The 23059-nt window shown below is 48.6% G+C and carries 19 protein-coding genes, 3 tRNA genes and 1 riboswitch; of the genes, 3 read left to right on the forward strand and 19 right to left on the reverse strand.

Features of this window, described 5'->3' with window-relative positions:
• Positions 1–52 precede the first annotated feature (52 nt).
• Positions 53–190 carry a hypothetical protein gene (locus CLV25_RS15910; RefSeq protein ID WP_165876996.1) on the forward strand — a complete coding sequence of 46 codons (138 nt, stop codon included), beginning with the start codon at positions 53–55 and terminating at the stop codon, positions 188–190.
• A gap of 529 nt (positions 191–719) precedes the next feature.
• Here CLV25_RS15910 and CLV25_RS05375 read toward each other — a convergent pair.
• From CLV25_RS05375 to CLV25_RS05425, 10 genes are all read right to left on the reverse strand, one after another.
• The gene (locus tag CLV25_RS05375) at positions 720–1754 is read right to left on the reverse strand and encodes an ABC transporter ATP-binding protein (protein ID WP_131838618.1); all 1035 of its coding nucleotides are present in this window, start codon (positions 1752–1754) and stop codon (positions 720–722) included.
• On the reverse strand, positions 1754–2755 hold the full coding sequence (locus CLV25_RS05380; protein WP_131838817.1) for an iron ABC transporter permease: 1002 nt from the start codon (positions 2753–2755) through the stop codon (positions 1754–1756). The genes CLV25_RS05375 and CLV25_RS05380 overlap by 1 nt, the downstream gene beginning before the upstream one ends.
• A 44-nt stretch (positions 2756–2799) precedes the next feature.
• Positions 2800–3954 (reverse strand): ABC transporter substrate-binding protein, encoded by a 1155-nt coding sequence (locus tag CLV25_RS05385; RefSeq protein ID WP_131838619.1) that lies wholly within the window; start codon positions 3952–3954, stop codon positions 2800–2802.
• Between the two features lie 28 nt (positions 3955–3982).
• A riboswitch (cobalamin riboswitch) is annotated at positions 3983–4180 on the reverse strand.
• Positions 4181–4247: 67 nt separating this feature from the next.
• Complete coding sequence (locus CLV25_RS05390) at positions 4248–5267, reverse strand: branched-chain amino acid aminotransferase (RefSeq protein WP_131838620.1); 1020 nt, start codon at positions 5265–5267, stop codon at positions 4248–4250.
• Between the two features lie 296 nt (positions 5268–5563).
• Positions 5564–6772 (reverse strand): 6-phosphofructokinase, encoded by a 1209-nt coding sequence (locus tag CLV25_RS05395; protein ID WP_131838621.1) that lies wholly within the window; start codon positions 6770–6772, stop codon positions 5564–5566.
• A gap of 455 nt (positions 6773–7227) precedes the next feature.
• A complete protein-coding gene (locus CLV25_RS16165; RefSeq protein ID WP_131838622.1) occupies positions 7228–7335 on the reverse strand; it encodes a GIY-YIG nuclease family protein in 108 nt (35 codons plus the stop codon).
• A 60-nt stretch (positions 7336–7395) separates the two neighbouring features.
• A tRNA-Val gene (locus CLV25_RS05410) sits at positions 7396–7470 on the reverse strand.
• A gap of 23 nt (positions 7471–7493) precedes the next feature.
• A tRNA-Val gene (locus CLV25_RS05415) sits at positions 7494–7568 on the reverse strand.
• 23 nt (positions 7569–7591) lie between these two features.
• Positions 7592–7666: transfer RNA gene (locus CLV25_RS05420), tRNA-Val, on the reverse strand.
• A gap of 117 nt (positions 7667–7783) precedes the next feature.
• Entirely contained in the window at positions 7784–9076 is a 1293-nt protein-coding gene (locus CLV25_RS05425; protein WP_131838623.1) for a bifunctional folylpolyglutamate synthase/dihydrofolate synthase, read from the reverse strand.
• Between the two features lie 133 nt (positions 9077–9209).
• On the opposite strand from CLV25_RS05425, the gene CLV25_RS05430 reads away from it, so the two are divergent.
• Entirely contained in the window at positions 9210–10544 is a 1335-nt protein-coding gene (locus tag CLV25_RS05430) for a PhoH family protein (protein ID WP_131838624.1), read from the forward strand.
• Between the two features lie 514 nt (positions 10545–11058).
• Here the strand turns inward: CLV25_RS05430 and CLV25_RS05435 are convergent.
• From CLV25_RS05435 to CLV25_RS05475, 9 genes are all read right to left on the reverse strand, one after another.
• Positions 11059–11382, reverse strand: coding sequence for a DsrE/DsrF/TusD sulfur relay family protein (locus CLV25_RS05435; protein ID WP_131838625.1), 324 nt, complete (start codon positions 11380–11382; stop codon positions 11059–11061).
• A gap of 186 nt (positions 11383–11568) precedes the next feature.
• Positions 11569–14022 (reverse strand): FAD-dependent oxidoreductase, encoded by a 2454-nt coding sequence (locus CLV25_RS05440; protein ID WP_131838626.1) that lies wholly within the window; start codon positions 14020–14022, stop codon positions 11569–11571.
• Positions 14023–14036: 14 nt separating this feature from the next.
• Complete coding sequence (locus CLV25_RS05445) at positions 14037–14387, reverse strand: MarR family winged helix-turn-helix transcriptional regulator (RefSeq protein WP_131838627.1); 351 nt, start codon at positions 14385–14387, stop codon at positions 14037–14039.
• Positions 14388–14574: 187 nt separating this feature from the next.
• Entirely contained in the window at positions 14575–16866 is a 2292-nt protein-coding gene (locus CLV25_RS05450; RefSeq protein ID WP_131838628.1) for a glycoside hydrolase family 95 protein, read from the reverse strand.
• Positions 16867–16946: 80 nt separating this feature from the next.
• Positions 16947–17366 (reverse strand): ribosomal maturation YjgA family protein, encoded by a 420-nt coding sequence (locus tag CLV25_RS05455; protein ID WP_131838629.1) that lies wholly within the window; start codon positions 17364–17366, stop codon positions 16947–16949.
• Between the two features lie 43 nt (positions 17367–17409).
• The gene (locus CLV25_RS05460; RefSeq protein ID WP_131838630.1) at positions 17410–18210 is read right to left on the reverse strand and encodes an MBL fold metallo-hydrolase; all 801 of its coding nucleotides are present in this window, start codon (positions 18208–18210) and stop codon (positions 17410–17412) included.
• Between the two features lie 161 nt (positions 18211–18371).
• The gene (locus CLV25_RS05465) at positions 18372–18740 is read right to left on the reverse strand and encodes a NifB/NifX family molybdenum-iron cluster-binding protein (RefSeq protein WP_131838631.1); all 369 of its coding nucleotides are present in this window, start codon (positions 18738–18740) and stop codon (positions 18372–18374) included.
• Complete coding sequence (locus CLV25_RS05470) at positions 18737–19063, reverse strand: NifB/NifX family molybdenum-iron cluster-binding protein (protein WP_131838632.1); 327 nt, start codon at positions 19061–19063, stop codon at positions 18737–18739. Before CLV25_RS05470 ends, CLV25_RS05465 begins: the two co-directional genes overlap by 4 nt.
• 3 nt (positions 19064–19066) lie before the next feature.
• On the reverse strand, positions 19067–19465 hold the full coding sequence (locus CLV25_RS05475) for a DUF134 domain-containing protein (protein WP_131838633.1): 399 nt from the start codon (positions 19463–19465) through the stop codon (positions 19067–19069).
• A 598-nt stretch (positions 19466–20063) separates the two neighbouring features.
• Here CLV25_RS05475 and CLV25_RS05480 point away from each other — a divergent pair.
• A complete protein-coding gene (locus tag CLV25_RS05480) occupies positions 20064–23048 on the forward strand; it encodes a SusC/RagA family TonB-linked outer membrane protein (protein WP_131838634.1) in 2985 nt (994 codons plus the stop codon).
• The last annotated feature ends 11 nt before the right edge of the window (positions 23049–23059 follow it).

Raw genomic sequence — 23059 nt, forward strand, 5'->3', positions numbered from 1 at the left:
TTGCTATTCTCACGTCTTCTTTTCTGATTAATGGTCGCAAACTTACCGAATCATGGTAAATTTCACTGGCCATTCCTGTGCTGCAAACATACGAGAACTATTTATTGAAGAACAAAACCAGAGTATTAAAATGACGGATACCGAACAAACGGAATGGATTGGTAAAAAGAGCCGCAAGGTTATTCCGTAAACACCATGGCGAAGCCATACCAGACAGGCACGAATTCTGTTTGAGCGAGCGGAGCTTGCACAACGACAATCAGCGTAATAGCGATGATTGGCCTAGAATCTATTTTGAAAAGGAAATGTTATCCCCGCGACCGAGCGAGTTAATTCGTGCAGGATTTTTCTTTGTTTCGTTTCTTTTCATCCCTGAAAAGAAATGAAAAATGGAGCTTACCGCCTTCCAATTACTTAACCTAACGACAATGTCCTAGAAAGGACAAGGGATGGATGAAAAGCATATTCCTTCTATTTGAAAAAACCTTAACCCACCCCTACCCCTCCTAAGGAGGGGATAAACTGCTATAATTATGCATTTAAGATTTCGAAACAACTCTTAGCGTTACGCCTATGAAGTAAAAGTTGCCGCTATATGAAGATAACCAGCGGAAAACCTTAATGCACTACCTCACACCAGCCCAAAACAAAAAGTCGCAGCAAAATTGCCACGACTAACGGTAGGTATTTAATCTCAGAAAGTCTCTTTTATAAAGCCGCTACGACGCCTTCAGCAGTTTCAGCAGGTTTTCGATGGAGTTGGCCGTAAACATCTTCACCGAGTTGCGGTAAACCAGGTACTCACCGGGATACTCCTCGCTCACCTCCACGCGGTATTCGGCATCGGGATCGGCCGATGGCGCAAAGCCGTTTCGTACCAGCGCGTTGGCCACCCACTGCGCCTCCACCCCTACCCCGGATATGTGCACCGACTTGGCAATAGGGTTGTGCACACGAAACGATCCGGTCTCCTTATCGAAAAGTATGCCCTCGCGCTCGAAGAACGAGTTGAACTCGCCCGAGAGCACCAGATCTTCGGGCACGCCCGACACCAGCTCGCGGTCTTTTGCCAGCAGCCAGAGCCTATCGGCCAGCTGCAGCGCCAGCTCTAGGTCGTGCGTCGATAGCAGAATGCTCTTCTGCGTCTGCTCCGCAAGGTTAAGCAGCAGCACCATCACCTCAATCTTGCTCGGAAGGTCGAGAAACGCGGTAGGCTCGTCCAGAATGATGATGGGCGTTTCCTGAGCCAGCGCCTTTGCAATCATCGCCTTTTGGCGCTCGCCATCGCTCAGCTCCGATACGTACTTGCCGGCCAAATCAGCAATCCCAACCTGCGCAATTGCCCGCTCAACCACCCTATGATCCTTGGTGCGCAGGATGCCAAAGTATCCGGTGTGCGGATAACGGCCCATGCCCACCAGCTCGCGCACGGTCATTCCGCCTATCGACGATCGCTCGGTAAGCACAACGCTTACCAGCTTGGCGTATTCGCCCTGAGAGTACCCCTTTATGGGCTTACCCCCGATGTAAACATCGCCGGCCAGCCTTGGCTGAAAGCCAACCAGCGTACGGATAAGGGTAGACTTGCCCGCACCGTTGGGACCCAGCAAGCAGGTAAGCTCGCCCGTCTTCAGCTCCAGGTTAAGGTTCTCGTGCAGGAGCGTAGCCTGGCTTCGGCCAGCGGAGTAGCCAATGCCCAACCCTGTTGCCTTAAGGGTTACCTGTTCGGTTTGCGGTTGTTTCCTTGCACTCATCACGAAAAGTATTGTAGCTTACGACGGTTAAAGATCACGTATATCACCACCGGCGCACCAAGCATCGAAGTTACGGCATTAATGGGGATAATCCCTCCCTCACCCGGCAGGGTTGTTAGCAGGTTGCACAAAAGAGCAACCACCGAGCCCAGCAGAATGGTTGCCGGCAGCAGCGTCTTGTGGTTCGATGTCCCGAGCAGCATCCGCGCCACGTGCGGAACGGCCAAACCGATAAAGGATATCGGCCCACAGAAGGCCGTAACAGCCGCAATCAGCAAACCTGCGGCCAGCAGAATGGAGTATCGCGCCCGCTTTACGTTAACCCCAAGGTTCGAGGCGTAATTTTCGCCCAGCAGCAGCGCGTTCAGCGGCTTAATCTGCAAAAGGGCAAACGCAATCCCAATAGTCGAAGCAATGGCAAAGGAGGGCATCTCGTTCCACGTTACGTTCGAGAAATCGCCCAGCCCCCAAAGCACGAAGATTTGGATGTTCTCCTTCGAGGCGTAAAAGTTAAGCACCGATATGATGGACGATGCCATGAAGCCAATCATGATACCCACGATAAGCAGCATGGCCGTATTCTTTATTTTTCCCGATAGCGATAGGATGATCAGCAGTACGGCCAGAGCGCCAACGAATGCCGCTAGGATGTTGGCGGTGTAGCCCATAATGGTGCCTACCACCATCGACCCGTTGAGCGATAGCACCATGATGGCAACGCCCAAATTCGCACCCGTACTAATTCCGAGGATCGAAGGATCGGCAAGCGGATTGCGAAAGAGCGTTTGCATCATCAGCCCGCAGGCCGCAAGGGCAGCGCCAGCCAGCATGGCCGTAATCGACTGGGGCATGCGTGACATCCAAATAATGTTATTCCACGCAACGTTCGACGTGTCGGCCCCGGAAAGTATCTCGAACACCTTTCCCACAGGAATGGACACCGTTCCCCAAGCAATATTCATCAGCATCAGAAGTGGGATCAGCGCCCCTACTCCTGCCATAATGCGCACGCTTTGGCTCCGCTTACGTCTCGCTGCAGCGATGCTCATCGGGCCAGCATTTTAAAGTATTTGGGAATATAGCCGGGCAGCAGCTCCGGATGGAAGATGCTCACCATATCGCTAAGGATGACATCCGGCTCAAGGTAGCCGTCCTCGTAGTAGGGCACTCTTCCCGTATCGCAGCTAACGATGGAGCCCTCCTTAAACGCCTTGAAGCTGCTGTACAGCCCGAACTCCTTTTCGAGATGGGCGTAGGTGTACACGTATGGGGTGTTGGTTTTTATGATCCAGTAGTCGGCATTCGATGCTTTTGCCAGCACCGACTCAAAGCTTAGCGGTAGCGAACCCGTGCTCTTATCATCCTTCCAGATGTAGTCGGCTCCGGCATCCTCTAGGAAGCGAGCCATGTAGCTGCGGCCTCCAGGGGTGTACCACACCTGTCCGAACTTCTTTTCGGTGAATACCGTAGGCCGATGCGACTTGGAAGCCCTTGCAATTTTTGCAACGCGGCAGTATCGGGCATCAACGCTATCGAACATTTTGTTGGCAAGCGCCTCCTTTTTAAAGAATAGCGCGATGAACTTAATCCATTCCGCACGCGCCAGCGGCGTATTCTCCAGGTACGAGCAGTCGTACACCAGCGGTACGCCCGTTTGCTCTATCTTATTTAGCGATCCCCCCGAAATTGGCGAGACAACCAGTATCTCCGGGTTCGCTTCGATGATGCGCTCCACGTTGGCCTGCGCCACCTCGCCCAGATCCACCACCTTGCCCTGCTTAAGCCCCGCCTGCACAAGGCCATCCTTTACGTATTGGGGTTCGGCCACTCCGGTTACGGTCTGGTTCACTCCTAGGCGGGCCATCTCGTTCACCGTTAAACCGTAAAAGCAGGCCGATTTCTCGACAGGAACCTTCACCACAATGCCTTGGGGCAATCCCGTAGGGGTAGGTTTAGTACGATCGATCAGGATGTAGCGCTTAAGCAGCTTGGTCGAGTCGAACGGATCGCGAACGTCAACCGTAGCGTAGCTGCCGTGGTAGCCAATGCTAAATCCGCGAAGGTACTTAAGGGTTATTTTCTCCGAAAAGTAGGACGAACCGGAGTTCGATGATTCGCCGTTGCCGTTTTTTTTGGAAGAGCAAGCGCTAAACAGCAGTAAAACCAGTGCAGTTGCCAGTAAGGCTCTAAAACGTGTCATTCTTTAAACTTTTATTCCCGAAAGTTGATGTTTACCCATGATCGTGGCAGGTCTTCTGGCTCGTCCCCCCTTTAAAACCTTCCCATCATCAGCTGACAGTGGTAAACCATTAAAGGCCGCTACTAGGACATACAGCTGCGGGTACAGCTCCGGATTTTAACCGGATTCCCTTTAATCTTACGCGGTTCGTAAGATCGCCGAATCGGCCACAAAGGTAGCCTTTTTCCGACAAATATCTAAAAATGAAGGGCGACATGTTTGCCGCCCTTCTATGCTTATTTTTGTTTTCTTGATTACTCAACAATGGTAACCCAGCCGTGAGGATCAGGAATATCGCCATACTGAATCGCCACCAGGGTTTCGTACAGCTTAGTCGATACTGGTCCTGGACGTCCGTCTTTGCAGAACTTGTAAACCTTACCGGTTTCCAGATCGGCAATCTCGCCAATTGGAGATATAACGGCAGCCGTTCCGCAAGCGCCAACCTCTTCAAAGGTGTCTAGTTCCTCTACCGGAATAGGACGGCGGATAGCCTTAATTCCAAGATCTTCGGCCAACGTTAGCAAGCTCATGTTGGTTATCGATGGAAGAATACTTGTGCTCTCGGGGGTTATATAGCAGTTATCCTTAATGCCAAAGAAGTTAGCGGCACCAATCTCATCGATGTACTTCTTCTCCTTTGCATCGAGGTACATTGGCGAGCTATAGCCCTTATGGTGGGTTTCTACAACACCACGGAGGCTAGCAGCATAGTTACCACCAACCTTTAAGGTTCCGGTACCTAGCGGTGCAGCACGATCGCTATCCTTAACAATAGCAATCTTAACAGGGTTAAAGCCTTCCTTGAAGTAAGGACCGACAGGCGTTGCAAATACGATAAAGGTGTACTCGCTTGCAGGTTTAACGCCCACCTCTGCGCCTGTACCAAATAGAACTGGGCGCAGGTATAGTGATGCACCTGTACCATATGGCGGTACGAAGCGCTCGTTAAGCTTCACAACCTTAAGGATTGCCTCTTCAAAAAGCTTTTCAGGAACTGGAGCCATCAGAATGCCTTCAGCCGACCGATGTAAACGCTTCGCATTCTCGATCCAACGGAAAAGACGGATCTTGCCATCTTTGCCTCTATAAGCCTTTAAGCCTTCAAATGCCTCTTGTCCATAATGAAGTCCTGTTGCGGCAATATGAATTGGGAGATATTCCGAATCAGACACCTCTAATTCTCCCCATTTCCCATCTTTAAATGTACAACGGATGTTGTAGTCGGTTTTGATGTAACCGAAAGGCAACTTACCCCAATCTAAATTTTCCATATGATTGCGTTTTCTGATGCCACCAAAAGTAATAGTTTTTCGTTTAGCAAAAACAGATTTAACAAATTTATCACTACGAAATCTATTCTACATTACAATTTGCAACAATAAACCAAAATCAAGCTACAATATAACAAAAAGTAATGTTCTTATCGTCGCAGATTAAACCACATGGCCCAAATTCACTTCCGCGATTTAACACTTAAAATTTAGAAATTCCAGAACTAGGTTGAATTCTCATTACAATTTCTAAAATAAAAAAGGAGAGATGAAAAATCTCTCCTCTCTTTAACGGCCTAGTAGTCGCTTGTCATAATAAGCTGTGGCTTATCGTTGAAATTCTCGTACCGTGGTCGATACCGTTCCTTATCGTAGAACTTTTCGATATCAACCTTCTTTTTGTAGCTAGTTACAACTTCGATAGGTACATTGTCGTACCTCCCATTGCGTAAGCTCACCAACCTACCAAAAGTTCCTTTAAGAATAAGATCGAGCGCAAGGTTTCCAAAAGCCATAGGCACAATGCTATCAAGCGCATCAGGCGCCCCAGACCGAACCATATAGCCCAATCGCTGGTTGATAACATCAATCTTTCTACCATTATTGTATTTTGCCGATATATTTCGCATCTGTTCCGAAACGATATCACCAATTCCACCGAGTTTCTTGTGCCCATAGGCATCGGCCTCTTCACCCTTAAAGATCATATCTCCGTTTTTAAACATAGCCCCTTCTGAAACCAAAAGAACGGAATACTTACTTGGATTGTTAGCTCTATCTTGAACCATCAGTTCGGTAAGATGCTCGATGTCGAACTTATGCTCAGGGATAACGCATCGATCGGCAGCGCCTGCCATGGTAGGCAGTAAGGCAGAGAATCCAGCATAACGCCCAAAAACTTCTATGACCAAAAAGCGCTCGTGCGAGCCAGCCGAAGTTCGCAACTCGTGCGCAAGCTCAATTGTACGCGAGATGCAGGTGCCAAAACCAATGCAGTAATCGGTTCCAGGAACATCATTATCCATTGTTTTAGGGATGGCTACTACAGGCACGCCCTTACTATGCAGGTGCACCCCGTAGCTAAGCGTATCATCGCCTCCTATCGGAATGAGGTAATCTAGTCCTAGATAGTCGATATTCAACATCACCTCACTGGTCATGTCGTTGATGTCAAGGGTGTACTTATCCTTGTAGAGATCAGGAACTCTATCCAACTTTACCATGTCAGGACGAGTACGCGAAGAATGCAGGAATGTACCTCCAGTTCTTCCCAACCTATTCACCATCTGTTCGGTAAGAACAACTGCATCCTCCTGCTCTTCAAGTTTTTTAGAGCGATCGATGGTTATCATACCCTCCCATCCTTTACGGATTCCAATCACCTTGTAACCTTCACGAATAGCGCGGAACGTTACCGCCCTGATAGCTGGATTTAAACCGGGCACATCGCCTCCTCCTGTAAGGACGCCAATCACCCCTTTGTAGTTCGATTTAGTATTTGCCATGTAATTTCGGGAAATTAGTTTGCCCTTAAATTAGCTTAAAACAAGAAAAAATCAAACGATTTTATACAAAAAGATTTGGAGTGATTTGCAAGAACTAAAAGCCAAATCCTAAAATAAGGCTTAGCGCTAGCTAGGAGGAGAGGCAAATTCTTGCACTGTAAAGAATGTAAACCCAAAAAGTTTCCATACCAATTTAGGTAAATGCAAAAAGGGAACTACCGCTAAGTAATTCCCCTCTTTATCTTCGTGGGAGCAACAGGATTCGAACCTGTGACCCTCCCGCCTTAAGCGGGATGCCCTGCTTCCTGCTGGGCCCCATCAACGATTAAGCTTTCTATGCGCTTGCGGCTTTTCCATCCTTTCAGCTCCATCTCCCGACTATAGGCTTCCGAACGAGAGGAATACGCCTCGCTATACTTCAAAGCCCAAGGAGAACCTTGGCGGGAGTAGGTCGTCTAGCCCCGTTCATGCTCTGCTAGCCGACGGGCTAGATTGTTGGTACTACCAATGTAGTATCGATCCAGTTTGGCACTGTATAGGATGTAAACCCAGAATGCTTCCATACAAAATGGTGTAAACGCAAAAAGGGAACTACCGCTAAGTAATTCCCCTCTTTATCTTCGTGGGAGCAACAGGATTCGAACCTGTGACCCTCTGCTTGTAAGGCAGATGCTCTGAACCAGCTGAGCTATGCTCCCAAAGTATGTTTTTTTTCGAAAAGTGGGAGCAACAGGATTCGAACCTGTGACCCTCTGCTTGTAAGGCAGATGCTCTGAACCAGCTGAGCTATGCTCCCGAGTATGCTATTTTTGAAAGAAGTGGGAGCAACAGGATTCGAACCTGTGACCCTCTGCTTGTAAGGCAGATGCTCTGAACCAGCTGAGCTATGCTCCCTTTCAAAAATCTTTTACAAAGATCGCTGCGATTGTTTCCAAAAGCGATGCAAAGGTACAGCAAAATTTTAATTCTGCAAGAGCCCGCTAAAAATATTTGCTTTTGAACGTAGACCTTTTAAACTACTTCTGCAACAACAAAAGTGCTTCCACCTATGAAAATAAGATCGTTACTCGAAGCCATACTTCTTGCTTTTTCTACCGCCTTTTCAACATTCTTTTCCACCTCTCCGGCTAAACCAGCAGCGCGACACTCTTCGGCCAGCAAATCGGCATCCTTAGCACGTGGAATGGATGCTTGGGTGAAGATGTAGTAGGCGTCCTTGGGGAGTAGTTGAATCACCTTATTAATTTCTTTATCGCTTACCATTCCAAAAACCCAGTAGAGCTTCTCGTGTGGTGTTTTGCTGATTTGATCGACGATGTAGGTAATGCCATCAACGTTGTGGCCGGTATCGCAGATGGTAAGCGGATTGTTGGATAGCTTAAACCAGCGGCCACGGAGTCCGGTTTGCGCCGATGCATGGCGTAGCCCACGACGAACAGCATCGTCGGTGAGGGATGGGAAATGCGCCTTAAGCACATCTACAGCGGTAAGTACGCCGAGAATATTCTTTGCCTGGTAGCTGCCCTGAAGGTCTACCTCAACATCATCATAAACGACATCGCCAGCGCTGCTCTCGATGGTAAACCGCTGCAGACCATCGCTGGTTAGTGAGCGCTCCCCTACCCTATACCTCTGATCGGCAAAAACAAGAGAAGCCTGTACTTCTTCGGCTATCTTAGCGAATACCGATGCAGTTTCGGGATGAGACTCGCCGATAATAGCTGGTGTTTGAGGCTTGATGATGCCCCCCTTTTCGAAGGCAATCTTAGCCAAGGTATCGCCAAGAAATTCGGTATGGTCGAAGCCGATGTTGGTGATGATGCTAACCAGCGGGCTAATGATGTTGGTGGAATCGAGCCTACCGCCCATACCAACCTCAACCACGGCAACATCAATCTGCTCGTCGGCGAAGTACTTGAAGGCTAGGGCTACCGTCATCTCGAAGAACGAGGGCTGTATCTTCTCGAAAAGCGCCTTGTGCTGCTCCACGAAATCGACAACGTAGGCTTCCGAAACCTCTACGCCGTTAATCTTAATCCTTTCGCGGAAGTCGCGCAGGTGGGGAGAGGTGTACAACCCTACCTTTAGCCCGGCATCCTGAAGGATGGAGGCCAGCATGTGCGAGGTAGAACCCTTTCCGTTGGTTCCAGCAACGTGTATGGTTTTAAACTTCGTGTGCGGATGTCCGAAATGCTCGTCGAGGATGAGCGTATTGTCGAGGTTTGCCTTGTAGGCGCTTTTGCCAACCCTATGGAACATGGGGAGCTGGCTGAACATATAATCGAGCGTTTCCTGGTAGGTCATGTTGATAAATTTCCTGCAATTTTAGCTATAAAAGAGAAACAAATGTTCTCTACGGTGGGTTTAACTTTTAAAGTTTTCGGCATAACCGCTCAACTAACGTTCTTACCTACTAATCCACTAAACCTTGGCCATTATGAAGAAAAGTTCTACAACGAAAGGTGTTTCAAAGGTATTCGTACTCGACACCAACGTCATCCTACACGACCATAGCTGCATTCGAAACTTTCAGGACAACGACGTCGTACTTCCGATAACCGTGCTTGAGGAGCTGGATAAGTTCAAGAAGGGCAACGAGGAAATTAACTACAACGCCCGCGAGTTTGCCCGCGAGCTCGATAAGATTTCGGGCGACAACCTCTTTAACGGTGGCATCCCGCTAGGAAAAAATATGGGCAAGCTGCGCGTTGAGCTGGGCCAAAAGATGCCCGAGAGGGTGCAGCTGTCGCTCTACGACGACATCCCCGACAACCGAATCCTCAGCATCGCCCTATACGTAAAGGAGCAGCACCCCGATCGTCCCGTAATCCTCATCTCGAAGGATATCAACCTAAGGCTTAAAGCCAAGGCGTTTGGGCTGCTGGCGCAGGACTACCTGACCGATAAGGTAGCCGACATCGACATCCTAAAAAAGGATGTTGAGGAGGTGCCGCTTGGCGATGACATGGTTGAGGCCTTCTACAAGAACAACGAGCTACCGGCAAATAAGATGAAGCAAGCCTTCTTCCATAACGAGTACATGATTTTAAGGGGCAATACCAAGAGCGCCCTCGCCTACTTCGACAAGCCATCAGGAGCCTTTAAGCGGATTGAGAAGCACCGCGCCTACGGCATCGAACCGCGCAACTCCGAGCAGGCCTTCTCGCTCGATGCCCTCCTTAGAAAGGATGTGCAGCTGGTGGCCCTTACCGGAAAGGCAGGCACCGGGAAGACCCTACTGGCGCTTGCCGCTGCCCTCGCCCAGGAGAAGGAGTACGACCAAATTCTGGTTGCCCGTCCGGTGGTACCGCTATCGAACAAGGATATTGGCTTTCTTCCCGGCGATGTGGAGTCGAAGATTGGCCCCTACATGCAGCCGCTGTACGACAACATCAACTTCATCAAAACCCGATACAAGAACACCAACCGCGAGTACATGCGCATCGAGGAGATCCTGAAGTCGGAAAAGCTGGTGATTACCCCGCTGGCCTACATCCGCGGGCGCAGCCTTACCAACGTCTACTTCATCATCGACGAGGCGCAGAACCTCACCCCGCACGAGATTAAGACCATCATCACCCGCGCCGGCGAGGGTACCAAGTTGGTGTTTACGGGTGATATCTTCCAGATCGACCAGCCCTACTTGGACATTAAGTCCAACGGCCTCACCTACCTCAGCGACAAGATGCTCGGGCAGGAGCTCTTTGCCCACGTCAACCTCGTTAAGGGCGAGCGCAGCATGCTGGCCGAGCTGGCCAGCAACCTGCTATAGGCCCTTTTATCCATAAAAGTCACGAAGGTTCTCGAAAATTTAAAAAAATTCCAAAGTGCGGGAACCTCGAAATCCCATTTTGGGCTTCCCGCACTTTTGCGGCAAGCCCAAATTTTCATTTTGAGCCTCCCGCACTTTGGCGGTTGCTCCAAAATGGCAGAATTGGGCTTCCCGCACTTTGGAAGTAACCCTATTTTTCGTTTTGGGCTTACCGCAGGTTGGAAGTAACCTCAAAACGAAGATTTGAGGTTACCGTCGGGCTGCGGGAAATCAAAAATCTATTTTGGAAATTTACTGAAGGGCTTCAGCAGGCCAAACTAGCCGTTTTGAGGTCACTGAAGGGCTTCTGTAATTTCAACTTGCAATTTTGGGGTTGCTGAAGGGGTTCAGTAAGCCCAAAACGAAAATTTGAGGTTACCGTCGGGCGACGGGAAATCCAAAATCCATTCTGAAATTTGCTGAAGGGCTTCAGCAAAAAAAAGAGGGGCCAGAAAAATCTAGCCCCTCGTATAGCTTAAAAGGTAACCGTCTTATCGGCCCAGACCACCAGCTCTACGCAATCGACCATGGTGGATATGGGGCATGCCTCGGTGCTTTCAAGGTGGCGCGACTTCAGGCAGGTGCCGCAAGCCAGAATCTCGCCACCAATATTGACGAAGCTTTTCAGCTGCTCGTCAACGTTGTATTTATCGTGGGTAAGACCCTCGCACTCTACGGCCTCCCCCATCAGAAACACCTTTACCTCGTGCCCCTGCTTTTTAGCGGTCACCGCAAAGCGAAAGGCATTCCACGCCTTTTCGTACTCCTTTGTCTCCAGAATGATTCCAATTTTTGCCATAGCAATAGGTTTACATTAACAACATTCTACATAGGTGGAAACCGCCATCCTTAACGTGCGCATTTTACCGACAACCACCCCCGGCTACGCCGACCCCTCCTTAAAAAGGAGGGGAATCTGCACTTTGCAGCCTTTTTCCTACACACATCGTCCTCTTGCGTCTTGATACTTGATACTTGTGTCTTCTTAGATAAACAGGTTAACCCCGGCATTCTCGGCACGCTCCATGTAGGTAGCCACTCCGCCAACCTCAACGTTGTCGAGCAGTTCCTCCTTCTTCACGCCCATCACATCCATAGACATCTGGCAGGCGATAAACTCTACGCCGTTGTCGATGGCCTGCTGGATGAGGCTTTCGAGCGAGTCGATGCCCTTACGCTTCATCTCGTTGCGCATCATAGCCGTACCCATGCCGCCCATGTGCATCTTCGAGAGCTTCAGCTTGCGGCTGCTCGATGGCATCATCCATCCGAACATTCTACCCATTATATCTTTTGCAACGGCAGGCTTCTGCTGCTTCTTGATGACGTTGAGCCCCCAGAAGGTAAAGAACATGGTAACCTTGTGGCCGGTTGCTGCGGCGCCGTTGGCCAGCACGAAAGAGGCCAGCGCGCGGTCGAGATCGTCGCTAAACACGATCAGCGTTTTATTCTTTGGGCTGATGGCGGCCTGTGTAGTAGCCTTAACCTCCACCTTTTCGGCAATGGCGGTGATCACCCCTTTTTCGTTGGTTAGCGATACCAAACGGTTGCCGGTGCTGCTGCACCAGCTCTGCACGTCGCGGGCAAAGCCGGGATCGGTAGAGGTAATTTCCACCATATCGCCCGCCTGGGCATCGTCGAACGACTTCTTCAGCTTCATGATTGGGCCGGGGCACTGAAGGCCGCAGGCATCAACCTTAAGCGCCTGCACCTTAATCTTAGGCGTTTTTTGGTAGATATGGTCGTCCTTTTCGATGGTAAGGTTGGCGTAGATATCCTCGTTGCTCTGCTTCTGAACGGCAGTCTGGTAGGTCTTGTAGCCCCCCGAAAGGTTGTACACCTCGCTAAACCCGTTTTGCATCAGGATGCGCGAAGCCACATGGCCGCGAAGCCCTACCGCGCAGAAAACGGCAATCTTTTTATCCTTTGGGATTTCGTTAAGATGCTGGCGAAGGCCGTCAACCGGGATGTTCACCGCCCCAGGGATGGTTCCCAGCGCATTCTCCTCCTTGGTTCTGACATCGAGCAGGAAGAACTCCTTGGCATCGTCGCCAATGAGCTGGCGCCAGTAAACCGGCCGCATCTTTCCGGCGAGAATATTCTCGGCAACGTATCCAGCAATGTTTACCGGATCTTTGGCCGACGAGTACGGAGGCGCGTAGGCATGCTCGATATCCACCAAGTCGTGGATCGTTCCGTTATTCTTGATAACGGTTGCCAACATATCCAAGCGCTTGTCGGTGCCATCGTAGCCCACCACCTGAGCGCCGTACAGTTTGCCCGTTTCGGGTGCGTACATAATCTTGATGGACATTGGGATTGCCCCCGGATAGTACCCTGCATGTGAGGCCGAGTGGGTGGTCGATTCGAGGTAGGATATCCCCTCGCGCTTGAGCGTCTTCCCGGCAACGCCCGTCGAACCTACGGTGATATCGAACACCTTGGCAATGGCCGTAGCAATAGAGCCCTTGTAGGCGATCCTATTTCCAAAGACGATATTATCGGCACAGATGCGGCCCTGACGGTTGGCAGGCCCTGCTAGATAGGTTATGGTTGGCTTCTGGGTGATGGGGTTGATATACTCAATAGCATCGCCCACCGCGTAGATGTCGGCATCGGAGGTTTGTAGATGCTCGTTTACCTTGATACCGCCCGTTACGCCAATGTCGAGCCCAGCATCCTTGGCCAGCTTGTTATCGGGTCGAACACCGATGGATAGGATAACCAGCTCGGCCTTCAGCTCGCGCCCGCTCTTCAGCGACACCACTATCTGCCCATTCTCCTTGCGGAAAGCCGTAACGGCCTCCTTTAGGTAGAACTCTACATTCTTTGTTTTCAGATGCTGATGCACGATAGAAGCCATCGAGTAGTCGAGCGGAGTCATCACCTGCTCCGACATCTCCACAATCGACACCAACGCGCCCAGCTGATGGAGGTTCTCGGCCATCTCTAGGCCAATAAACCCTGCTCCCACCACCACCGCACGCTTAATGCTGTTCTCGGTGACGTAGCGCTTAATCCTATCAGTATCGGTTACGTTTCGAAGGGTAAAGATGCCCTCGGTATCGATCCCCGGTAGCGGCGGACGAACGGGCTCGGCACCGGGCGAGAGCACCAGCTTATCATAGTTCTCCACATACTCCTCACCACTTGCCAGATTCTTTACGGTAACCGTCTTTTCATTTCTGTTGATGGCCACCACCTCGGCGTTAACGCGCACGTCTACGTTAAAGCGGGCATTAAACGACTGAGGGGTTTGAAGGAAAAGCTTCTCACGCTCGGCAATGGTGCCGCCAATGTAGTAGGGCAATCCGCAGTTGGCGTACGATACATGCTCGCCGCGCTCGAACATCACAATTTGGCTTTGCTCGTCCATTCTTCTGAGGCGAGCAGCGGTGGTAGCGCCACCTGCAACTCCACCAACAATAAGGTACTTCATCGTATTATATGGTTTTATTTTTCTAACAATTTCGATAGCGCATCGGGAATGCATACCTGCTCTTCCGACATCGTAGATCTCTTCTCTATTCCAATAGGTGTAAGCTCTACCATCACTACACGCCTATCGTTCGGGTCGATTGTGCGCTGTACATACCCCTTCTTCTCTAGGCTACCCAGCACCTTCGATAGGCGCGAGTTCGACAACGAGCAATCGGCACAGATATCGCCCACCTTAAGCGGCCCATCGCCCAGCATGCAGAGGATGATACCCTCGTTAACGGTAATCCCATACTGCTTCAGGAACGACGCCTCGAATTCGTGAAGCGCCTTATAGATATCCTTTAACTTGCAAATTGAGTTCATGCTACTTTATTTGACACTGTCAACTATTTACAGCCGCAAATATATAAGTTTGTGAATTGACTAACGAAAGAAGAGTGATAAAAAAATATCTGATAAAGCTAAAAAATGAATGGAGACAGTATGCTATAAAAAACTAGAGCCACAGCTTAGAAGGCTGTAGCTCTAGCTCGTTTATAATTTATCGCAACTAAAGGACACCTACCTCAACTTCTTTTATCTCTCCATTAATCCGCACCCTAGCCTTACCCGGCTTAATACCACGAATTTTGCAGGAGGTTACCTTTCCATTCTGCCATGCGCAGTCTACCACATACCCACCACGAGCACGAAGCCCCGTGAAGAAGCCCTTCGTAGCCCACTCCTTAGGCAATGCAGGTAGCAGCTGTATCTCTCCGGCATGGCTTTGCAGCACCATTTCGACCATTGCTGCAGGTATACCGAAATTACCGTCGAGCTGGAACGGTGGGTGGTTGCAGAATAGGTTGGGCAGCGTGTTATAGGTAAGCAAACCGCGGATCATTATTGCAGCACGTTCCCCCTCGCCTAAGCGAGCCCAAAGGGCGCATCGCCAAGGCCACGTCCACGAGCGGCGACTATCGCCCACCGTCGATTCTACCGTAAATGGAGAGTTGATGTTCTTGCCGTAGTTGCCACTACGGCTCCTTAGGGAGATGATTGCCGCCTCGGCTAGCTGTGGAGTTAGGGTTTTGCTGATCTGACGACCGGGATAAACGGCAAACAGATGAGAGGTGTGACGGTGCTGATCGTCGGGATCATCACGATCGACCTGCCACTCCTGCAGCTGCCCCCACTTGCCAATCCTATTTGGAGCAAGGTGCGCCTGCATATCGGCAACCTTCTTCTGGTAGTCTGCATCCGTATTAAGAGCTTTGGCAACATCAAGGTAGTTCTGAAAAAGATCCCAAACCAACTGCTGGTCCATCATAACGCCATCTTCGTGGGGACCATGCTCGGGCGACCAACCGTTAGGTACCACCAACGTTCCATCAGGTAGCTTTTTGAGGTGGTCCTCCCAAAACTCACAAATCTCCTTTATAATAGGATATCCTGTTTTTCGCAGATAATCCATATCCTGCGTGAAAGCCCAGTGCTCATAAACATGTTGAGCATACCAAGCACTAGCCGGAATGTTCCACTCCCAGCCATTTCCTCCAAAAATACTTTGGCTGGTGCGAGCAGTCCAGCCACGCATACTATCGCCAAATGCCTTGCGGGTAGCAATACGGCAGGGTTCCTGTGCAGCAACTATAAAATCGATTAATGGGATTTGGCATTCCGAGAGGTTGGTGGATTCGGCTGCCCAGTAGTTCATCTGAACGTTGATGTTGTTGTGGTAGTCGCTGGCCCAAGCAGGCGTATTGCTATTATTCCAAAGACCCTGTAGGTTGGCCGGTAATCCACCTGGACGAGAACAGCTGGCCAACAAGTAGCGCCCATAGTAAAACATGGCTTCTTCCAAATCGGGATCGTCAGTTCCTTTACGTTGGTTTACTAGCTTATCGAAAACTCTTGAATCGATATTGCACCCTTTAACCGCCTCAACCGGAACTTCCACCCCAGCATAGAGCTTCAGGCGTACATCGGTTGGCAGAGCCAACAAATCGGACGAAGTTGTGCCGATGTCGAACTTCACGCGTCCCAAAAGTGCAGTCAGATCCTTAATGTGATTCTTTCGCAATGCATCGAACGTTTTTCTTTGAGCCTTGGCAATCTCAAACCCTATTAACGCCATAGGGTCTCCCCCTCGCCAATCGGACTTAAAATATGGCTTATAGCTGGTGCGCGCATCAACAAGCAGGGTTAACGAATTGCATCTGTTAAAGGTTAAGCGATTACCCTCAACCATCACCGTTCCCCCATTGTGAAGGACGCGCACAACGGCTGCATACTTCAGCTTATTGGGCATCTCGCCTCTAAAGGTCAGCCCTTCTCCGGTAGCAACAGCCACTGCACCTTGGGCTGAGGTTAACGAAATTTTGCCGGACAATGCGCCCATCTTATCCGCCGCATAGCGGAAAAGCATCACCTGATCGGGATGGCTGGCAAACGCTTCGCGGGTGAAGCGCACTCCATCCTGAACAAAATTTGTAGAATGAGTGCCGTTCGATATGTCCAACGAACGAATATAAGAGGTAGCATCACTTTTAGCTGCAAAGTCAACGACAATCTCCCCGAAATTACGGTACGAACCGAATCCATGATCGCCGGTGTCATAGTCGCCATCCCAGTTGTTATCGCCCGACCAAAGGCTTTGCTCGTTAAACTGAATACGATCTTGATCGACTCCACCATAGAGCATTGCCCCCATCCTACCGTTACCAATCGGCAAAGCTTCGGCAGACCATTTCTGTGCGGGCTGCTTGTACCATAGCTTCGATGATGGATTGCCCTGCGCCATGGATAAGCCTGCCCCAAGGAGTAATATCGATATAATCAAAAGCTGCTTCTTGAAAATCATGTGATGTATATATTAATACAGGTAAAGACTTTTTCTATAAGAAAACCAAAGTTGTCGGAAATAGTTACAAAAATCGCCGTTTATCTATCCTTAAATAGATGATTTCTAAGAAATGATGCTCGATACGCAAACGATTCGAACAATACCGCACTACCCACACCTAGTGTATAGGCAACTATGTCGGTCCAAAGGAAACCGAAGCCTAGCACGAGACCTCCCAGGCGGGTAGCCCTAATAGCATCAATCCATGGTGCATGGTAGAGCTGCGATATCTCGATAAGATAGCAAAAGGTTAGGGCAACAAGAGCAGTACGAACGATGCTCCATCTGCAAAAAGCAGCGGCAAATAAAAAATAAACCATCACAGCCCAAAGCGCATCGCCCAGACCAAGGTTTATAGAATCAGGAAGGTATCCCGCCATTTTGCGGGAACCAAGTCCAAGTAAAATGGACGATATAGTTAAAAGTAGGAATAAGGCACGATTCCGACAAGTAGTCATAGGTATTTTGAGCGTTTAGAGTGCCCAAAACTACCAAAAAAGGCTACAACTCGAAGGTTGTTCCTGTAGAATTATAGAAAACCGTGCTGCCCAACCACTGCACAAATGCACCGTATCGATCGATTCCGGTGCAGTGGCAAATGCCAAGCGACTTAGGAGCCTGCTGCTCGAAGTAGCTAATCGTCTCCTCCAGCTGCTCTGGGCTGCATCCCTGCAAGTGGAAGCCACCCACTACTGCTTTTATCTCCTTCTTAAAAGTTGATTTTGCCGTCTCCACCATGTTGGTAATGCCCCTGTGCGAGCAGCTGCTGATAATGGAGATGCCATCGGTAGAATCAACAGCAAGGAAAAGTTCATCCTCGAAGGTGTCCTCCTCAAACAAGCTCTCCTTTTTGACAAGGAAACCCTTGAAGTGGGTGTCTGCAGGGTTGACAATTGGAGTTTGGGGGATGATGAACAGACCTCTATCTAACTCCAGTTGGTCATCGACAAAGACGATGCGCCCTGATGCCAAGCTGGAGTTCACCGCAGCACCGATGTAACGGGAGGTGCCGTGGTACTTATCAGCCAATGCAGCCCGCTTGAGGTACACCTTCGCCTTTTGGTTAAGGCGCAGAAAGGTGTTTAGCCCACCCGCATGGTCGTAGTGACCATGGCTGATCACCACCGCATCAACCTCAGTGAGATCGATGCCCAGCGCTTGGGCGTTGCGTACAAAAACATCGGATTGCCCGGTATCGAAGAGAATCTTCTTACTCTCCGTTTCGATGTAGAACGACAGCCCATGCTCGGCTAAGAGCCCTGACTTATAGGTGAGATTTTCAACTAGGGTGGTGACTTTCATTGGTTGCTTATCTTATTATTAGAACAAGGAAGCTGTCCAAAAAGGGGTATCACGTATCACGATATGCGTATCACGACAAGTTAGACCACATTGCAGTAGGCTGTGGTAACATTTCGTGATACGTGATACGTGTGTCGTGATACTTTTTAGACATCATCTTTCTAGTGGTTGCAAACATGCCCATCGTCATGCGTATGCGAACAGCCTACGCCCGAATCGGCGAGTTCGCCTTTTAGCCAAGCCTCGGCAACGGTCTTAACCTCGCCCGAGCAGCCGCGAACCACCTGGATGCCGTGGTTGCCAAGCACGTTGAGCGCACCTGCCCCCATGTTGCCGGCTAGCATCACCACAACGCCCTGCGCCTGCAGCACCGATGCAATGTTAGACTTACACCCGCAGCCCTGAGGCGATGGGATGGTTTCAGTGCCCACAATTTCTCGGTTCTCGCTTACTGTAAATACAGTGTACATTTCGCAATGACCAAAATGGTTATCTATACGACCTTCTCTTGTTGGTAATGCAATCTTCATAGCTCTTTACTTTGTTTTGTACGGTTAATAATATCTTCTACGCTTTTTTCTTTGGAAACAACAATAAGCTGAATTCCTTTTCCTTTAAGCATATCCACAACCCTATTCCCAAATCGGCCAGCAACAACTACTGTTACGCCAAGTTTCTCAAGCATTTCCACAACCTGAACCCCAGCAGAATCATTGCTCGAAGTAAAAGTATTTTTAACAAATCCTACTTCACCAGTACCAGTATCGTAAACGCAAAACCAAGAACAACGTCCAAAATGCATATCGATAGGGGCACTTACAGAATTTTGGCTCGTAGCCATCCCTAACACCATCTCTTACCAATTTTTGTTTATACGACCTCCCGAACAAAGCGGACATCTGACCTCTTTATCACTATCTGAATTAAAGTCAACGTCGCAATCAAGGCAATGAAACCAGCTAGTTGCCATCTCAATACGCCCACCTCCAATCCGAATAGCAGCAACCTCAACTAATGCTTGTGCCAGCTTTTTACGAGCACTACTGTAAATACGAGTAAATGTAGGACGCGACACCCCCATTAACTGAGCGGCCTCCTCGTGCTTCAGCAGTTCATAGTCACACAAAGTAAAAGCCTCATACTCTTCAAAAGTAAGATTTACCTCCCCCGAAGAAGTATGCTGCATCCCGTATGGGATAAATCCTCCGAAACTAGGAGCTCGTTGTATAAGACGATGCTTCTTTTGACGTACCATTACGAACAATTTTTCTACAAATATAATGAACATATGTTCGTTTCAAAACACAATCCATGCAAACATTTGCGCTAAAATGAAAGAAAAATCGATCCTCTCAGATTTCTCCTCCAAAAATCCTCACCGAATAGGTGTTAATCTTTAAATCAAAATAAAGTCTAACAAACCTACACTCTAAATGTTAATATTGGTTTTATTTTAAAACTTTTATTGTTAATTTAAATACAACACCAACTCACCAAGACAAAACAATGCCTTATTATTGCACAAAATCAATAAACACTATTATTCAACACATTATAGACATTCATTAACAAAAAATCATCGCCAAACTATCCGAATTAACACATCTTTCTCTATTTTATTTTTACATCCTGAATTTTTTTTAAATACCCATACACTATACTTGCAACGAGTAAGATCGAGGCTAAGAACTAAAGTTGAAGTCTTAAAAGACAATTTTAACAGGCACTTAACAGTTCAAAAACCTAGATTTTGTCAGCATTTTTTAAATAGACACAATTGTTAACCAGCATTACCCTAACCGACAGGTAGGTGTAATAAAGTAACCACTTATTTACGTACTAAATCTAACTCTATGAAAATCACTTCTCATTGGAGAATTGGCGGGAGTAAACCAACCATGCTACTAGCAGCACTTATGTGCATCGGAGGCATTACCCCAACAATTGGAGCAGGCTCACCAACAGTGGCCATCGTCCAAAATCAAACAACAGTAAAAATCATTGTAGTAGACCCTTCGGGAATGCCCCTGCCTGGCGCAACCATTAAAGTTGTTGGCAGCGACAAGGGTACCACTACTAATGCTAATGGAGAAGCAACCATTACAGCAAAAGCGAATGCTTCAATCGAATGCTCGTTTATTGGGATGCAGAAGCAAACAATTGCGATTAATGGTCAAAGCACTATCAAGGTTGCTCTTACCGAAGACAATCAAAAGATTGAAGAGGTAGTCGTAGTTGCCTATGGAACTCAAAAAAAAACCTCTGTTACCGGTTCTGTTTCAACCCTTAAGTCGGATAAGCTTAAGGATGTTACCACACCGAACATTGGCAACATGCTACAAGGCAAGGTAGCTGGAGTGGTTGTTACCAACGCCTCGGGAGAACCAGGCTCAACCCCTAGCATTATCATTCGTGGTAAGGGTTCTCTAAACCAAGCAGTAGAGCCTCTTTGGGTTGTTGACGGTATCGTGGGAGCCATTTCGCCAAACCCCAACGACATCGAAAACATCACCGTTCTTAAGGATGCTTCGGCAACTGCACTTTACGGTTCTCGTGGCGCCAATGGGGTTATTATGGTTACCACCAAAAAAGGAAAGTCTGGAGCTAGCAAGATCTCCGCATCAGCAGTTTACGGCACCAACACCCTAAGCATGGGGAACTTTGAATTAATGAACTCAAAAGAGCTGTACGACTACCAAAAAGCGTTCAACAACCAACCTTGGTTTAACGAGGACTTACTAAAAACGGATACCGATTGGTTTGATTTAAGCACCCATACAGGAAGCACCCAAAATTACAATGTTGCCTATTCTAGCTCTAGCGACAAATCGAACAACTACATCAGCGGAGACTTCTATACCGAAGATGGTGCCGTTAAGGGCAAAGAGTTCTCTCGCTACAGCGCTCGTTGGAACAACGACTACAAGGTAAGCAAGTGGTTTACTATCCGATCTAAGGTTGCTGGTAACTATAGCGAAGACGAGGACAGGCAGCACAGCCTATACAACATGTTCCTTTACTTGCCTTGGGACAAACCTTACAATGCCGATGGCTCAGTAAGGTCGGGCAAAGAGGACGATTGGTTGGGCCGTGATATGAACAACTACCTTTACGACCTGCAATGGAACTACGGCAAATCGCGCACGCTTAGCGCATCCGCATCGGTTGGCTTCGATGTTACAATTACAGATTACCTAAAGTTCGAGTCGAACAACAGTATCAACCACTACATTAATAATAGCATGTCCTATACCGACAAGAACTCTACTTCAGGAGAGTCGGACGAAGGATCGCTTTACAACTACTCATACTGGGACGATACCAAGTTTACCAACCAGCTGCTTAAGTTTAACAAGGCTTTTGGTGCTCATCGTGTAGATGCGTTACTTGGATACGAGTATTCTCGCAATAAGTACGATTGGTTTGACGCTACTGGAGCAGGAATACCTTCGGGCTACGAAGTTCTCAACGTAACCGCTAAAGCAAAAAGCGTTTCTGGAAACAAGAGTGCCTGGGCTATACAATCGTACCTTTTCAACGCCAACTATATGTACAACGATCGCTACATGGCGCAGTTCTCTGCTCGTAGGGATGGATCGTCAAAGTTCGGCGAAGACAAGCGATATGGTAACTTCTTCACCCTGAGCGCTGGATGGAATGTACATAACGAAGCATTCTTTGCGCCTCTAAAGAAGTACATCACCACCATGAAGCTAAGAGCCAGCTACGGTTCGGTAGGTAACACTCCTAATGGTAACTACTCGCACCTAGGGCTATACTCACTTAAGTTCTACAACGGTTCTCCAGCCTTTTTCCCAGCACAATACGGAAATCGAAATCTAACTTGGGAGAAAGCATACTCTACCAACTTCGCCATCGACATGCGCCTATTCGACCGTGTTGATCTGAACATTGACCTCTACGACAAAGACACCAAGGACCTTCTTTACTACGTTACGTTCCCATCGGTATCGGGATACGACGGACAGTACCAGAATATTGGAGCGCTCAGAAACCGTGGTGTAGAAATTACCGTAAACGCCAACATCATCAACAAAAAGGATTTCTTTTGGAATGCCGACTTTAACATTGGCTTCAACAAGAATGAGATTACCAAACTTTACAACGGAAAGTCTGTAATCAGCGGCCTTAAGCGCTTGGAAGAAGGCTACGACATGGACACATGGTACATGCGCGAATGGGCAGGTGTAAACCCTGAAAATGGATCGCCACAATGGTGGAAAGACGTAAAGGATGCCAACGGCAATGTTACTGGTAGAGAGAAAACCTCTAGCTACAGCGCTGCAACCCTTTACAGACTTAACTTTTCTGCTTCGCCAGACTTTAGCGGAGGATTTGGTACCACTATAGGGTACAAGGGCCTAACTCTTGCTGCCAACTTTGGATTCCTTTACGGCAATAAAATATACCACTCAGCCCGCGAGCTCTACGATAACGATGGAGGCTACTCTACCTACAACTCTATGAAGCTGTACGACGGCTGGAAGCGTTGGGAAAAGCCCGGAGACATCGCAACTCACCCAAAAGCCGTTGAAGGAGGAAACAACCAAGCATTCAAATCTTCATCAAGATACCTCGAAGATGGTAGCTTCCTTAAGCTGCGCAACGTAACCTTGAGCTACAACATCCCTTCGAACATCGTTAAAAAGGTGAAGCTAAACGGAGCCAAAGTTTACATCAGCGGCGACAACCTACTAACTCTAACCGACTTTTCGGGCATCGACCCTGAAGTGGGAACATCAAACAGCGGAAACTCAGGTGCAAGTGCCTACCCAATGGTAAAAAAGGTTGTTTTTGGTATCAACATTGACCTATAATCGATTACTAC

Source organism: Acetobacteroides hydrogenigenes (assembly GCF_004340205.1).
Lineage (GTDB): Bacteria > Bacteroidota > Bacteroidia > Bacteroidales > ZOR0009 > Acetobacteroides > Acetobacteroides hydrogenigenes.